12 protein-coding genes are annotated in these 12,921 nt (G+C 62.6%); all 12 read right to left on the bottom strand.

Going from position 1 to position 12,921, the window contains the following annotated elements:
- Window positions 1–132: 132 nt before the first annotated feature.
- Complete coding sequence (gene asd / locus FAZ95_RS37705) at window positions 133–1,254, bottom strand: aspartate-semialdehyde dehydrogenase (protein ID WP_137337367.1); 1,122 nt, start codon at window positions 1,252–1,254, stop codon at window positions 133–135.
- Between the two features lie 422 nt (window positions 1,255–1,676).
- Complete coding sequence (gene leuB / locus FAZ95_RS37710; protein WP_137337368.1) at window positions 1,677–2,744, bottom strand: 3-isopropylmalate dehydrogenase; 1,068 nt, start codon at window positions 2,742–2,744, stop codon at window positions 1,677–1,679.
- A 120-nt stretch (window positions 2,745–2,864) separates the two neighbouring features.
- Window positions 2,865–3,515 (bottom strand): 3-isopropylmalate dehydratase small subunit, encoded by a 651-nt coding sequence (leuD, locus tag FAZ95_RS37715; RefSeq protein WP_137337369.1) that lies wholly within the window; start codon window positions 3,513–3,515, stop codon window positions 2,865–2,867.
- A 26-nt stretch (window positions 3,516–3,541) separates the two neighbouring features.
- On the bottom strand, window positions 3,542–4,951 hold the full coding sequence (gene leuC / locus FAZ95_RS37720) for a 3-isopropylmalate dehydratase large subunit (RefSeq protein ID WP_137337370.1): 1,410 nt from the start codon (window positions 4,949–4,951) through the stop codon (window positions 3,542–3,544).
- A gap of 237 nt (window positions 4,952–5,188) precedes the next feature.
- Window positions 5,189–6,523 (bottom strand): argininosuccinate synthase, encoded by a 1,335-nt coding sequence (gene argG / locus FAZ95_RS37725; protein ID WP_137337371.1) that lies wholly within the window; start codon window positions 6,521–6,523, stop codon window positions 5,189–5,191.
- Window positions 6,524–6,898: 375 nt separating this feature from the next.
- The gene (gene gltA / locus FAZ95_RS37730; RefSeq protein WP_137337372.1) at window positions 6,899–8,200 is read right to left on the bottom strand and encodes a citrate synthase; all 1,302 of its coding nucleotides are present in this window, start codon (window positions 8,198–8,200) and stop codon (window positions 6,899–6,901) included.
- Window positions 8,201–8,270: 70 nt separating this feature from the next.
- On the bottom strand, window positions 8,271–8,543 hold the full coding sequence (locus tag FAZ95_RS37735) for an FAD assembly factor SdhE (protein WP_137337373.1): 273 nt from the start codon (window positions 8,541–8,543) through the stop codon (window positions 8,271–8,273).
- 1 nt (window position 8,544) lies between these two features.
- Window positions 8,545–9,249: a succinate dehydrogenase iron-sulfur subunit gene (locus FAZ95_RS37740; protein WP_136891923.1), complete on the bottom strand. Its 705-nt coding sequence runs from the start codon at window positions 9,247–9,249 to the stop codon at window positions 8,545–8,547.
- A 91-nt stretch (window positions 9,250–9,340) separates the two neighbouring features.
- Window positions 9,341–11,116 carry a succinate dehydrogenase flavoprotein subunit gene (sdhA, locus tag FAZ95_RS37745; RefSeq protein WP_137337374.1) on the bottom strand — a complete coding sequence of 592 codons (1,776 nt, stop codon included), beginning with the start codon at window positions 11,114–11,116 and terminating at the stop codon, window positions 9,341–9,343.
- A gap of 4 nt (window positions 11,117–11,120) precedes the next feature.
- Entirely contained in the window at window positions 11,121–11,489 is a 369-nt protein-coding gene (gene sdhD / locus FAZ95_RS37750) for a succinate dehydrogenase, hydrophobic membrane anchor protein (protein ID WP_137337375.1), read from the bottom strand.
- A gap of 3 nt (window positions 11,490–11,492) precedes the next feature.
- On the bottom strand, window positions 11,493–11,909 hold the full coding sequence (sdhC, locus tag FAZ95_RS37755; protein WP_137337376.1) for a succinate dehydrogenase, cytochrome b556 subunit: 417 nt from the start codon (window positions 11,907–11,909) through the stop codon (window positions 11,493–11,495).
- Window positions 11,910–12,056: 147 nt separating this feature from the next.
- Entirely contained in the window at window positions 12,057–12,878 is an 822-nt protein-coding gene (locus FAZ95_RS37760; protein ID WP_137337377.1) for a GntR family transcriptional regulator, read from the bottom strand.
- Between the last annotated feature and the right edge of the window lie 43 nt (window positions 12,879–12,921).

Raw genomic sequence — 12,921 nt, forward strand, 5'->3', positions numbered from 1 at the left:
TGGGTCTTTCGGCGCGCTAAAGCGCGGCCCTGGGTGGCGTTTGGGAGAGGACAAGTTGGAGCCAAATGAAAAAAGCGCCGCGGGACCCGCGACGCTTTTGGTTTTCTACGCGTCTTGAGCGCGTAGTTTACTTTACTTGTCGAGCAGAATGCGAAGCATGCGGCGCAGCGGCTCGGCAGCGCCCCACAGCAGCTGATCGCCGACGGTGAACGCCGACAGATATTCGCCGCCCATCGCAAGCTTGCGCGTGCGGCCGACCGGCACCGTCAGCGTGCCCGTCACGACGGCCGGCGACAGATCGCGCATCGACGCTTCACGCGTGTTCGGCACGACCTTCACCCAATCGTTCGCCGACGCAAGGATGCTGTCGACTTCGTCGAGCGGCACGTCCTTCTTCAGCTTGATCGTGAGCGCCTGGGAGTGGCAGCGCATGGCGCCGATCCGCACGCACAGACCATCCACCGGCACGCAACCGGGCGTACCCATCGCCGGCTTGCCGAGGATCTTGTTCGCTTCGGCGCCGCCCTTCCATTCTTCCTTCGACATGCCGTTGCCGAGATCCTTGTCGATCCACGGAATCAGCGAGCCCGCGAGCGGCACGCCGAAGTTGTCGATCGGCATGGTGTCGCCGTTCATGGCGGCGAGCACTTTGCGGTCGATGTCGAGAATCGCCGACGACGGATCAGCCAGCTCCGGCTTCACCGCGCCGTGCAGCGTGCCCATCTGGGAGAGCAGTTCGCGCATGTTCTGCGCGCCCGCGCCCGATGCGGCCTGATACGTCATCGCCGTGATCCAGTCGACGAGGTTTTCGCGGAACAGGCCACCCAGCGCCATCAACATCAGGCTGACCGTGCAATTGCCGCCGATGAAATTCTTCGTGCCCTTGACGAGCGCGTCCTTGATCACGTTCAGGTTCACCGGATCGAGAACGATGACCGCATCGTCCTTCATGCGCAGCGACGAAGCGGCATCGATCCAGTAGCCGTTCCAGCCCGCCGCGCGCAGCTTCGGGAAGACTTCGTTGGTGTAGTCGCCGCCCTGGCACGTGATGATGACGTCGCACTTCTTGAGGTCGTCGATGCTCGACGCGTCTTTGAGCTTGGTCTCGTTCTTCGCGAACGACGGCGCATTGCCGCCTGCGTTGCTGGTGCTGAAGAACACCGGTTCGATCAGATCGAAATCGCGTTCCTCTTGCATACGTTGCATCAGGACGCTGCCGACCATGCCGCGCCAACCTACGAGACCTACGTTCATGACTAACCCTTGGAGTGGACGCTTCCCCGCAACTTTGCCCGGCGTGACCGCGCGGGGAAGACGAGCGGGCACGACGGACGATCAGCTTTTCGTGATCGTTTTACGGGTAATCGATTTAATGACGGTAATGGCGAATGCGCTCGCACGGGCCGTTTCGCCGTGGAGTTTTGCAATCGAAGAGATTTTGGAAATCTGCGCCATCGCGACAATATACACGAAAACCTGGATTGGGCGACCCATCGCAAAACATGACGTTTGCGTAAAGTCACACCCTGTATAGCGTATTTCGTGCGAACGGACCGCTTTGCCGGGCGGTCCGTTCGCGGTTTGATGCGCCGCCCTTTGCGCGTCTGGCGACGCTTTCGGGACTACGGGCCGGGCGCCCAGGGCTAGGCGCCCCAGCTTGGCGCCCCCCGAAAAACTTACAGCGCCGCGACCACCGCGTCGCCCATCGCCGCCGTGCCGACCTGCTTGCCGCCCGGCGTCGCGATATCGCCGGTGCGGTAGCCCTGCTCCAGCACCTTCTTCACCGCGTTCTCGATGCGATCGGCCTGCTCGGCGCGGTTCAGCGAATAGCGCAGCATCATCGCGGCCGACAGAATGGTCGCGAGCGGATTGGCCACGCCCTTGCCCGCGATGTCCGGCGCCGAGCCGTGCGACGGCTCGTACAAGCCCTTGTTGTTCGCATCGAGCGAAGCGGACGGCAGCATGCCGATCGAGCCCGTGAGCATCGCGGCCTCGTCCGACAGGATGTCGCCGAACATATTGCCCGTGACGATCACGTCGAATGCCTTCGGCGCCTTCACGAGCTGCATGGCCGCGTTGTCGACATACATGTGCGAGAGCTCGACGTCCGCATATTCCTTCGACACGTCGATCATCACGTCACGCCAAAACTGCGACGTTTCGAGCACGTTGGCCTTATCGACCGACGTCAGCTTCTTGCCGCGCTTCTGTGCCGCCTGGAACGCGACGTGCGCGATGCGGCGCACTTCAGGCTCGGAATAGCGCATCGTGTCGAAGCCTTCCTTTGCGCCTTCGAACGCGCCGTCCGGCGACGAGCGAACGCCGCGCGGCTGGCCGAAGTAAATGTCGCCGTTCAGTTCGCGCACGATCAGGATGTCGAGGCCCGACACGATCTCGGGTTTCAGCGACGACGCATCCGTCAACTGCGGATAGCAGATCGCCGGGCGGAAGTTCGCGAACAACTGCAGATGCTTGCGCAAACCGAGAATCGCCTGCTCGGGACGCAGCGCGCGCTCGAGCGAGTCGTACTTCCAGTCGCCCACCGCGCCGAACAGGATCGCGTCCGCTTCCTTCGCGAGCGCGAGCGTCGATTCCGGCAGCGGATGCCCCTTCGCCTCGTAACCCGCGCCGCCGACGGGCGCCTCTTCCATTTCGAACTTCTCGCCAAGGGCGTTGAGCACCTTGACCGCTTCGTTGACGATTTCCGGGCCGATGCCGTCGCCGGGCAGCACTGCGATCTTCATGTGCGTTTTCCTTTTGTCTGTAGTGAGTTCGTTGCGGTGAACGTGCCGGGCATCACGGGCCCGGCACGTTCAAGGACGCGGCACGGCGAGCCACGCGGCGCGCCGTGCGCCTGGATGACTTCAGCCGACGATCCGATGGTTGAGCCAAGGCTGCTTGGCGAGCCGCTCGGCTTCGAACTGGCGGATTTCGTCCGCGTGACGCAGCGTGAGGCCGATATCGTCGAAGCCGTTCAGCAGGCAGTACTTGCGGAACGCCGCGACTTCGAACGGATATTCACGGCCGTCCGGCGCGCGCACGACTTGCGCCTCGAGATCGACGGTCAGCTGATAGCCGTTGAACGCATAGGTTTCGTTGAACAGATGATCGACTTGCTGCTCGGTCAGCACGATCGGCAAGACGCCGTTCTTGAAGCAGTTGTTGTAGAAAATATCCGCGAAGCTCGGCGCGATCAGCGCGCGAAAGCCGTATTGCTGGAGCGCCCACGGTGCGTGTTCGCGCGAGCTGCCGCAGCCGAAGTTCTTGCGCGCGAGCAACACGGACGCGCCTTGATAGCGCGGCTGGTTCAGCACGAAGTCCGGGTTGAGCGGACGCTTCGAGTTGTCCTGACCCGGCTCGCCGTGATCCAGATAACGCCACTCGTCGAACGCGTTCGGACCGAAGCCCGTGCGCTTGATCGACTTCAGAAACTGCTTCGGGATGATCGCATCGGTATCGACGTTCTCGCGATCGAGGGGCGCAACGAGGCCCGTGTGCACAACGAATTTATCCATGATCTATCACTCGACTCGTATTGCCATCAACCCAACTTGCGGATATCGACGAAGTGGCCTTCGATCGCCGCTGCCGCGGCCATCGCCGGGCTCACCAAGTGCGTGCGGCCGCCGGCCCCCTGACGCCCCTCGAAATTGCGGTTCGACGTGGACGCGCAGCGCTCGCCCGGCTCGAGCCGGTCGGCGTTCATCGCGAGGCACATCGAGCAGCCCGGCTCGCGCCATTCGAAGCCGGCTTCCGTGAACACCTTGTCGAGCCCTTCGCGCTCGGCCTGCGCCTTCACGAGACCCGAGCCCGGCACGACCATCGCGAGCCGGATGTTCGACGCGACGCGGCGGCCGAGCGTCTTCACGACATAGGCGGCGGCGCGCAAGTCTTCGATGCGCGCGTTCGTGCACGAGCCGATGAAGATCTTGTCCGGCTTGATCGATTCGATCGGCAGATTCGGTTCGAGCGCCATGTATTGCAGCGCGCGCTCCATCGCGTCGCGCTTGACCGGATCTTTCTCTTTCTCCGGGTCCGGCACACGGCCGTCGATCGACGTCACCATTTCCGGCGACGTGCCCCACGTGACTTGCGGCACGATCTCGGCGGCGTTCAGCTCGACCACGCGATCGAACGTCGCGCCCGGGTCGGTTGCGAACTGCTTCCAGTACGTGACCGCCTGATCCCACTCGACGCCTGTCGGCGAGAACGGACGGCCCTTCAAGTATTCGACCGTGGTGTCGTCGACGGCCACCATGCCCGCGCGCGCGCCCGCTTCGATCGCCATGTTGCAGACCGTCATGCGGCCTTCCATCGACAGCGCGCGAATCGTCGAGCCGCCGAATTCGATCGCGTAGCCCGTGCCGCCCGCGGTGCCGATCTTGCCGATGATCGCGAGCACGATGTCTTTCGCCGTGCAGCCGCGCGGCAACTGGCCCTCGACCTTCACGAGCATGTTCTTGCTCTTCTTTTGCAAGAGCGTTTGCGTGGCGAGCACGTGCTCGACTTCCGAGGTGCCGATGCCGTGCGCGAGCGCGCCGAACGCGCCGTGCGTGGACGTGTGCGAATCGCCGCAGACGATCGTCATGCCCGGCAGCGTCGCGCCCTGCTCCGGTCCGATGATGTGAACGATGCCCTGGCGCATGTCGTTCATCTTGAACTGCGTGATGCCGTACGAATCGCAGTTCGCATCGAGCGTATCGACTTGCAGCTTCGAGACGGGATCGGCGATGCCGTGGCTGCGGTCGGTGGTCGGCACGTTGTGGTCCGACACCGCGAGGTTCGCGCTGATGCGCCACACCGGGCGCTGACTCAGCTTCAGACCTTCGAATGCCTGCGGGCTCGTGACTTCATGCAGCAGATGACGGTCGATGTAGAGCAGGGTCGTGCCGTCTTCTTCCGTGTGGACGACGTGCGAATTCCACAATTTGTCGTAGAGAGTCTGTGCCATGGTATGCGGGGTAGTAGTGACATCGGGCAATCCCGGTGCGGTCGATTATGCCACGCATAGTGCCGGCACGGCACCATGGAGTTCGCAAAAAAGCGATTAAAAACAGGGAGTTACAGTGGTAGTTTCGGTACCTGGATCGCGACTGCCAGGCAAGCGGCGCGGCGCTTTTTTCATCGTTTTATTGCGCCTGGATTGGATACGGAGACCACTCCGCATCCAATCGCGGGTCCAACGAACTTACTTGCTATCGCCCTTCAGTTGCGGCAGCGCGGACGCCTCGCCCGGCGTCAGCAGGCCTGCCTTCGCGTAGATGCGCAGCTTGTCGCGCGTATCGGAGATGTCGAGGTTGCGCATCGTCAGCTGGCCGATGCGGTCGGCCGGCGAGAACGTCGAAGCGACCTTCTCCATCGACAGACGCTCCGGCTGATACGTCAGGTTCGGCGAGCTCGTGTTCAGGATCGAATAGTCGTTGCCGCGGCGCAGCTCGACCGTCACTTCGCCAGTCACCGCGCGCGCCACCCAGCGTTGCGCCGTTTCTCGCAGCATGATCGCTTGCGAATCGAACCAGCGGCCCTGATACAGCAAACGCCCGAGGCGGCGGCCATTTTCGCGGTACTGCTCGATCGTGTCTTCGTTATGGATGCCGGTGACGAGGCGCTCATAGGCGATATACAGCAGCGCAAGCCCCGGAGCCTCGTAGATGCCGCGGCTCTTCGCCTCGATGATGCGGTTCTCGATCTGGTCGCTCATGCCGAGGCCATGACGGCCGCCGATACGGTTCGCTTCCAGCAGCAATTCGACCGGATCCGAAAACTCGACGCCGTTCAGCGCGACCGGCTGGCCCGCTTCGAAGCGGATCGTCACTTCCTCGTGCTTGACCGGCACGTCTTCGCGCCAGAACGCGACGCCCATGATCGGCTGCACGATCTTGATGCCGCTGGAGAGGCTTTCGAGGTCCTTGGCTTCGTGCGTCGCGCCGAGCAGGTTCGAATCGGTCGAGTACGCTTTTTCGGCCGACATCTTGTACTCGAAGCCCGAGCGGCGCATGAAGTCCGACATCTCGGCGCGGCCGCCCAGCTCGTCGATGAACGTCTGGTCGAGCCACGGCTTGTAGATCTTGAGGTCCGGGTTCACGAGCAGGCCGTAGCGATAGAAGCGCTCGATGTCGTTGCCCTTGTAGGTGCTGCCGTCACCCCAGATGTTGACGCCGTCCTCCTTCATCGCGGCGACGAGCATCGTGCCCGTGACCGCGCGGCCGATCGGCGTCGTGTTGAAGTACGTGACGCCGGCCGTGGAGATGTGGAACGCGCCGCTTTGCAGCGCCGCAATGCCCTCCGCCACCAGCTGCGCGCGGCAATCGATCAGCCGTGCGCCTTCGGCGCCGTACTGCAGCGCGCGCTTGGGAATCGAATCGTAGTCGTCCTCGTCCGGCTGCCCCAGATTCGCGGTGTAGGCGTACGGGACGGCCCCTTTGAGTTTCATCCAGTGCAGCGCCGCACTGGTGTCGAGGCCGCCGGAGAACGCGATGCCGACCTTTTGACCGGCCGGAAGATTCGGAAGAATGGTGCTCATGAGGAAAACCGTTTAATGGAAGTCAGGAGAAAGTTCGCGTTGAAGTATTCAACACGACCCGGTGTCGAGGCAAGCCCTCATGGAGCCGGGCGCGCCCTTTCGGCAGCGAGCGCACCCTGGGTGACATGCCGGAATTCCCGCCATTTTAACAACCTGGTGAAGCAAGCCCCATTTGTTCGCGGCCGAGCGGGCTCAGGTCGCTCTCCTGCGCGCGTTCTGCGCACCGCACAACTCGGCGCGCTCCACGCGGCGCCCAAAAAACAAAACACCCCAACGGCTCTCGCCATTGGGGTGTTTGCATAAGCCCTGCGTCATCGCCGAGCTTCGCGCGAGCACACGACTCAATCGTGCGCTCTGCGCTCGCTCAGCAGCCCATCAACGCTGTGCCAGCGGCTTCGCCGTGCGCGGCGTTTCGCCGATGAACAGCTGACGCGGACGGCCGATCTTCTGCTCGGCTTCCGAGATCATTTCGTTCCACTGCGCGATCCAGCCCACCGTACGCGCCATCGCGAAGATGCAGGTGAACATCGAGGTCGGGATGCCCAGCGCGCGCTGCACGATGCCCGAGTAGAAGTCGACGTTCGGGTACAGCTTGCGCGACACGAAGTATTCGTCTTCGAGCGCGATCTTTTCGAGCTGCATCGCGAGCTTGAACAGCGGATCGTCGTGCAGGCCCAGCTCTTCGAGCACTTCGTGGCACGTTTCGCGCATCAGCTTCGCGCGCGGATCGTAGTTCTTGTACACGCGGTGACCGAAGCCCATCAGCTTCACGCCCGAATTCTTGTCCTTCACTTGCTTGATGAATTCGGGGATGTTGTCGACCGAGCCGATCTCCTCGAGCATGTTCAGCGCGGCTTCGTTTGCGCCACCGTGCGCCGGGCCCCACAGACATGCGATACCGGCCGCGATACACGCGAACGGGTTCGCGCCCGACGAACCGGCCAAGCGAACCGTCGAAGTCGACGCGTTCTGCTCGTGGTCGGCGTGCAGGATCAGGATACGGTCGAGAGCGCGCACGAGCACGTCGTTGACCTTGTACTCTTCGCACGGGTTCGAGAACATCATGTGCATGAAGTTCGCGCTGTACGACAGTTCGTTGCGCGGGTACACGAACGGCTGGCCGATGCTGTACTTGTACGCCATCGCCACGAGCGTCGGCAGCTTCGCGATCATGCGGATCGCCGAGATATCGCGGTGACGCGGGTTATTGATATCGAGCGAGTCGTGATAGAACGCCGAGAGCGCGCCGACCGATGCGACGAGAATCGCCATCGGGTGCGAATCGCGACGGAAGCCGCGGAAGAAGAACTGCATCTGCTCGTGGACCATCGTGTGCTTGGTGACGGTCCCCACGAATTCCTTCTTCTGCGCGGCGCTCGGCAGCTCGCCGTTCAGCAGCAGGTAGCAGGTTTCGAGGAAGTCGGCGTTTTGCGCCAGGTTGTCGATCGGATAGCCGCGGTATAGCAGCTCACCCTTGTCGCCGTCGATGTAAGTAATCGCCGAGTTGCACGACGCCGTCGACATAAACCCCGGGTCGTACGTGAATTTGCCGGTTTGGCCGTAGAGCTTGCGGATATCGATCACATCCGGGCCCATCGTGCCCTTGTAGATCGGCATCTCGACGCTCGGCGAATTGTCGCTGAACGATAGCGTGGCTTTAACTTCTGACGGGGTCATAGCATCCTCAATCGAAGGTTTTATTACGGGTTTTCGATAAATTGCACGCGGCGCCGCTGACAACCGGCGCTCAAACAGCGCGCAACAGCCCCAAGATCCGGTTCACATCCGGTCCGGCAAGGTCGCCTTCCGGTTCCTTGCGCGAGAGAAGCAAGTCCATCAGGTCGTTATCGCTCAGCTCGAGCAGGCGCGTGAGCGCGCCTACGTCGTCATCGCTGAGATCATGCTCATATCGGCTGAAGAAACGCTCGAAGATGAGGTCGTTTTCCAGCAATCCACGCCGGGCGCGCCATCGAAGGCGCGCCCGGCGAAGCGGGTCGGATTGATGCGAAGTACTGTCCATCTCAGACCGCGCGGCGCACCATCAATTCCTTGATCTTGCCGATCGCCTTCGTCGGGTTCAGGCCCTTCGGGCACACGTCGACGCAGTTCATGATCGTGTGGCAACGGAACAGACGGTACGGATCTTCCAGATTGTCGAGACGCTCGCCGGTCGCCTCGTCGCGGCTGTCCGCGATGAAGCGATAGGCTTGCAGCAGGCCCGCGGGACCCACGAACTTGTCCGGATTCCACCAGAAGCTCGGGCACGACGTGGAGCAGCTAGCGCACAGAATACACTCGTACAGGCCATCCAGTTCGTCGCGCTCTTCCGGCGACTGCAGGCGCTCTTTCTCGGGCGGCGGCGTGTCGTTGATGAGGTACGGCTTGATCGAGTGGTACTGGTTGAAGAACTGCGTGAAGTCGCAGATCAGGTCGCGCACGACGGGCAGGCCCGGCAGCGGACGCAGCACGATCTTCTGCGGCAGGTCGTTCAGGTTCGTCAGGCACGCGAGGCCGTTCTTGCCGTTGATGTTCATCGCGTCCGAACCGCACACGCCTTCGCGGCACGAGCGGCGGAACGACAGCGTTTCGTCGAGCGCCTTCAGCTTGACCAGCGCGTCGAGAAGCATGCGCTCGTGCGAATCGATTTCGATTTCGTACGTCTGCATGCGCGGGGCCGCGTCCTTGTCCGGATCGTAGCGGTAGATTTCAAAAATTCGTTTTGCCATTTCAGAGTCCTTTATTTGGCTCTCTAGGAGTCCGCCGGGCCGCCTCTTGCTGGCGAGCCCCGGCGTCAAGCAACAAGTACGAGGAAAGCGCTTAGAACGTACGCGCCTTCGGCGGCACCGATTCGACCGTCAGCGGCTTCATGTGCACCGGCTTGTAGTCGAGGCGATCGCCCTCGCTGAACCACAGCGTGTGGCGCAGCCAGTTTTCGTCGTCGCGATGCTCATAGTCGTTGTGCGCATGGGCGCCGCGGCTTTCCTTGCGGGCTTCCGCCGACACCATCGTCGCGCGCGCCACCTCGATCAGGTTCGCCAGCTCGAGCGCTTCGACGCGCGCGGTGTTGAACACCTTCGACTTGTCCTTCAGGTGCACGTGATCGACGCGCTCCTTGAGCTCGTTGATCTTCTCGACGCCTTCGGCGAGCAGCTGCGAGTTGCGGAACACGCCGGCATGCGCCTGCATGTTCTTGCGGATGTCGTTGGCGATCACTTGCGTGTACTCGCCCGAGTTCGACTTCTCGAGCTTGGCGAGGCGCGAGAGCGCGAAATCGGCGGCGTCAAGCGGCAGCGGCTTGTGCTCCTTGATTTCCTTGACGTGCTTGACGATGTGGTTGCCGGCCGCGCGGCCGAACACCACCAAGTCGAGCAGCGAGTTCGTGCCCAGGCGGTTCGCGCCGTGCACGGACACGCACGAGCATTCGCCGACCGCGTAGAAGCCGTTGACCGGCTCTTCGTGGCCGCGCGACGTGCCCACGACCTGGCCGTGCATATTCGTCGGAATACCGCCCATCTGATAGTGGATGGTCGGCACGACCGGGATCGGCTCTTTGATGCAGTCGACGTTCGCGAACTTCAGCGCGATTTCGCGGATCGACGGCAGCCGCTTCATGATCGTCTCGGCGCCGATGTGCGACAGGTCGAGCAGCACGTGATCCTTGTTCGGACCCACGCCGCGGCCTTCCTTGATTTCCTGGTCCATCGAACGCGAGACGAAGTCGCGCGGCGCCAGATCCTTCAGCGTCGGCGCGTAGCGCTCCATGAAGCGCTCGCCGTCCGAGTTGCGCAGAATGCCGCCTTCGCCGCGCACGCCTTCGGTGATCAACACGCCCGCGCCGGCCACGCCGGTCGGGTGGAACTGCCAGAACTCCATGTCTTGCAGCGCGATGCCCGCGCGCGCCGCCATGCCGAGGCCGTCGCCCGTGTTGATGAACGCGTTGGTCGACGCCGCGAAGATCCGGCCCGCGCCGCCCGTGGCGAACAGCGTGGTCTTGCCTTCGAGGATGTAGACGTCGCCCGTTTCCATTTCGAGCGCGGTCACGCCGAGCACGTCGCCGTCGGCGTCGCGGATCAGATCCAGCGCCATCCATTCGACGAAGAACTGCGTCTTCGCTGCAACGTTCTGCTGATACAGCGTGTGCAGCAGCGCGTGACCGGTACGGTCAGCCGCCGCGCAAGCACGCTGCACGGGCTTTTCGCCGTAGTTCGCGGTGTGGCCGCCGAACGGGCGCTGATAGATCGTGCCGTCGGCATTGCGGTCGAACGGCATGCCCATGTGCTCCAGTTCGTAGACCGCGTGCGGCGCTTCACGGCACATGAACTCGATCGCGTCCTGGTCGCCGAGCCAGTCGGAGCCCTTGATCGTGTCGTAGAAGTGGTAGTGCCAGTTGTCTTCGCTCATGTTGCCGAGCGAAGCGCCGATGCCGCCTTGTGCGGCGACCGTGTGCGAACGCGTCGGGAACACCTTGGACAGCACGCAGACCGACAGGCCGGCGCGCGCCAATTGCAGCGAGGCGCGCATCCCCGAGCCGCCTGCGCCGACGATGACCACGTCGAAGCGGCGACGCGGCAGAGAATTCTTGATTGCAGCCATTCTTTTACACTCTCCAGAGAATCTGCGCAGCGTAGCCCGCACAGGCGAGCAACCAGACGATCGTCAGCGCTTGAAGGACCAGACGCACACCGACGGGCTTCACATAGTCCATCCAAATGTCGCGGATACCGACCCACGCGTGATAGAAGAGCGAGACCAGCGTGACGAACGTCGCGAGCTTCATCCACTGCGTGGCGAAGATCGACGCCCAGCCGTCATACGAAAACGCCTGTGCGCCGAAGAACCAGGCCAGCAGGATGACGGTGTAGATCGCCATGATCGTGGCGGTGACGCGCTGCGCGAGCCAGTCGCGCAGGCCGTAGTGCGCGCCGACGACCAGGCGCTTCGAGCCGATTCGGTTATTGGCTGACATGTTTTAGAAAGCTCCGAACAGTTTGAGCGCGAAGGCGATGGTGAGGATCGACGACACGACGAAGACGACGACCGAGGTCGACTTGCCCTTTTCCTTCGACACGGCGTTGTGGTTCGTATCCATCACGAGGTGACGGATGCCGGCGCAGAAGTGAAACAGGAAGGCCCACGCGAGAACCAGCGTGATGAGCTTGACGATGACGTTGGAGAGGAAGCCCTTGAAGACTTCGAAGCTGAGCTCGGAAGTGAGGCTTTGATCGAAGAGGTAAAGCAGGAACGGAAGGAATATGAAGAGCAACGCACCGCTGACGCGATGCAAGATCGACACGCGCCCCGCTAGCGGGAGACGATATGCCGTCAATATCTGACCGATACCGATGTTCCGGTACTCCGGCCTCGGTTTTTTTACGGCTTCTGCCATGCTAGACCCCTACTATGTAGTCACACTAATCCGCGATTTTAGCGCCTTTTTATATCGCAACGCAGCGAAAACCTACTCTGAAGTTTTGCACCACGCGCAACAATGGCGCCCCGAGACCCGCCTCCACTAAGGCGCTGCGGGCTCTGTTCAACTCAAGTCGTTCTGATAGTAATACCCGGTTGTGACATACCAACCGCGACGCACTTCGACGGGCCGGTCTCCGTATGTATAGGACACCCGCTCGACGGACAGCAAAGGAAATCCTGCAGGCACCCCGAGTTGGTCGGCCACCGTCGGCTCGGCCGCCACCGCGCGGATCTTCTCCGACGCCCGGATCATCCGCGTGCCGAACTCCGTCTCGAACATGGCGTACAGGGGGCCTTTATACTCGCTTAAGCGCTCCAGCGTGAGTCCGCGGAACACGCCGCCCGGCAGCCAGATCTCGTCGAGCACCGTGGCTTCGCCGTCGAACTGCAGGAGGCGCTTGATCAGCACGACGGGATCGGCCGGCTTCAAGTCGAGCTGACGCGCGATCTCGGCCGGTGCGCGCAGGCGGCGGCATTCGAGCAGCTTGCTGATATGGGGATGTTCGGCGCCGTCGTCGGCCAGAAGGCGGAGGAAGCGGAATTGAGCGCGGTCTTCGTTGTGCGTTGCAACAAACGTGCCTTTGCCCTGGCGGCGCACGAGCAGGTTGTCGGCGGCGAGTTCGTCGATCGCCTTCCTCACCGTGCCCTGGCTCACCTTATAGCGGGCCGCCAGTTCGACCTCGCTCGGAATGATCTCGCCGGGCTTCCATTCGCCCGATTCGAGGCTCTGCGTGATGAGCCCTTTGATCTGCTGGTAGAGCGGACTGAACGTCGGCGAGGCCGCACCACCCGCGCCGGCACCGTCGCCGGCCCCGCCAGAGGCCGCCGCGCCTGCGCCGGCCGCGCCGATCGAATTCGCTGTGTTCGCCGGGTTCGCATTCATGCGCGCATTTCATCACAAACGCCTATTTCGCGTCCAGGTTTTT

Origin of the sequence: Trinickia violacea, assembly GCF_005280735.1 — a bacterium.
Classification (GTDB): domain Bacteria; phylum Pseudomonadota; class Gammaproteobacteria; order Burkholderiales; family Burkholderiaceae; genus Trinickia_A; species Trinickia_A violacea.

Coding starts and splice junctions, on each gene's coding strand:
- asd (WP_137337367.1), bottom strand. CDS start 1,254: ATGAACGTAGGTCTCGTAGGTTGGCGCGGCATGGTCGGCAGCGTCCTG.
- leuB (WP_137337368.1), bottom strand. CDS start 2,744: ATGAAGATCGCAGTGCTGCCCGGCGACGGCATCGGCCCGGAAATCGTC.
- leuD (WP_137337369.1), bottom strand. CDS start 3,515: ATGGATAAATTCGTTGTGCACACGGGCCTCGTTGCGCCCCTCGATCGC.
- leuC (WP_137337370.1), bottom strand. CDS start 4,951: ATGGCACAGACTCTCTACGACAAATTGTGGAATTCGCACGTCGTCCAC.
- argG (WP_137337371.1), bottom strand. CDS start 6,523: ATGAGCACCATTCTTCCGAATCTTCCGGCCGGTCAAAAGGTCGGCATC.
- gltA (WP_137337372.1), bottom strand. CDS start 8,200: ATGACCCCGTCAGAAGTTAAAGCCACGCTATCGTTCAGCGACAATTCG.
- FAZ95_RS37735 (WP_137337373.1), bottom strand. CDS start 8,543: ATGGACAGTACTTCGCATCAATCCGACCCGCTTCGCCGGGCGCGCCTT.
- FAZ95_RS37740 (WP_136891923.1), bottom strand. CDS start 9,249: ATGGCAAAACGAATTTTTGAAATCTACCGCTACGATCCGGACAAGGAC.
- sdhA (WP_137337374.1), bottom strand. CDS start 11,116: ATGGCTGCAATCAAGAATTCTCTGCCGCGTCGCCGCTTCGACGTGGTC.
- sdhD (WP_137337375.1), bottom strand. CDS start 11,489: ATGTCAGCCAATAACCGAATCGGCTCGAAGCGCCTGGTCGTCGGCGCG.
- sdhC (WP_137337376.1), bottom strand. CDS start 11,909: ATGGCAGAAGCCGTAAAAAAACCGAGGCCGGAGTACCGGAACATCGGT.
- FAZ95_RS37760 (WP_137337377.1), bottom strand. CDS start 12,878: ATGAATGCGAACCCGGCGAACACAGCGAATTCGATCGGCGCGGCCGGC.